This window comes from uncultured Agitococcus sp., assembly GCF_937920075.1.
In the GTDB taxonomy this organism is placed as follows: Bacteria; Pseudomonadota; Gammaproteobacteria; order Pseudomonadales; family Moraxellaceae; genus Agitococcus.
The window spans coordinates 1-1743 of sequence record NZ_CALETI010000265.1; the positions used below are offsets into that span (position 1 = coordinate 1).

Sequence of the window (1743 nt, forward strand, 5' to 3'; positions counted from 1 at the left end):
ACGGCCGTCATGCGAACCTAGCTACAGGCAAAACCATTCAAGAGATTGTCGAGGGTTTTGGCTTAAAGGTTGAGATAGTGCCGCAAATTGGCATTGATAACGGCATTAACGCGGTAAGAATGGCTATGCCCAATGTGTGGATAGACGAAAATAAGTGCAAAGAGGGCATAAAAGCCTTAGAGTATTATCATTATGAAGCCGACAAGAACGGCAACAGGCGCAACATACCAGCTCACGATTGGTCAAGTCATGGCTGCGATGCGTTCCGATATATGGCTGTTGCGTTCAAAGAATCAGTAAAACATAAGCCGATTAAAAAGGCTTACGTTCAACATGGCTGGATGGGTTAATAATTACTTTATTGTCGAGACGACAACATGAAAGACCAAGATTTATATAAACAGTATTGCGACAACATCAAAGCCGATATTGACGCTAAACACGATGAACGTGAGTTGATGCGCGATGACCAACGTTTTGCTGCAGGCGACCAATGGCCTGATTTAATCCGCAAAGGGCGCGAAATGTCGGGGCGGCCTATCCAAACGATTAACCGTTTACCAGCGTTTATTGACCAGATTGTGGGTGATGCACGTCAAAATAAGCCGAGCATTAAAGTCCATGCAGGCGAAGATGGTGACGAAGATATTGCTGCAATCTATGACGGCCTGATACGCTCAATTCAAAACGAGTCAAACGCTGATTTTGCTTATGATACTGCCGTAGAGCATACCGCCTGTTTTGGTTTTGGTGCATGGCGTGTTAAGACTGAGTACGAAAGTGAGGATAGTTTTAATCAGATTATTTGCATCGAGCGTATTACTGACCCTTTATCTGTTTACTTTGATAAAAACAGTCAATTACCTGATTATAGCGATGCGCGTCATGTGACTATTCGTGTAAAAATCACTAAAGATGAATATAAGCAGCGTTGGCCAAAAAAAGAGGAAGCCGATTACAATTTTGACGACTTTACAAGCGATTGGACTGTTGATAAAGACCAAGTTATTGTCGCTGAACATTGGTACAAAGTTGACGAAAAGGCAACACTGTACGCGGTGCAAGACGAGGAAGGCAATACACAGGTTACGCTAGAGAAGCCTTTGTTTGGTTTTAACGTAGTGAATCAGCGTGAAACAACCATCACTAAAATCAAAATGTGTATGATTAGCGGTGCTGGTGTTTTAGAAGAATCAGATTGGGCTGGCAAGTATTTGCCGATTGTGGGCGTTAATGGCAAAGAAGACTTGGTCGATGGCAAGCGCACCTTACGCGGCTTAGTACGCTTTGCAAAAGACCCACAGCGTATGTATAACTATTGGCGCACGATTGACACTGAGCAAAAGGCATTAGCCCCGAAAGCACCCGTGTTAGTGACTGCTAAACAGATTGAAGGTTTTGAGCAGCACTGGCAAGACAGTCTAACGTCTAACGCTCCATACTTGATTGTTAATGATACTAATTCGCCAACGCCTAGCCGTATTAACGCAGGCATTATCGACAAAGGCGCAAATGAAGCGGCGTTGATGTGCGTTGACGAAATGAAAAGCACAACAGGCATATTTAGCGCGTCATTGGGTGAACAAGACAACGAAAAATCAGGTCGTGCTATCCTAGCGCAACAGCGTAAAGGTGATACCGCTAACTTTGCATATATTGATAACATTGCACGAGCTATCAAATGGACGGGCCGTATCATTATCGACTTGATACCTAAAATCTATGACGCGGCGCGTGTTGTTA

General features: G+C 43.9%; 1 protein-coding gene and 1 pseudogene. Both read left to right on the forward strand.

Annotated features, from left to right (window positions below):
• Positions 1-350 (forward strand): annotated as a pseudogene (locus tag Q0212_RS09050) (hypothetical protein); the annotation flags it as partial.
• Positions 351-377: 27 nt separating this feature from the next.
• On the forward strand, positions 378-1743 hold a 1366-nt coding region (locus tag Q0212_RS09055; RefSeq protein WP_297924692.1), incomplete at its 3' end, for a portal protein.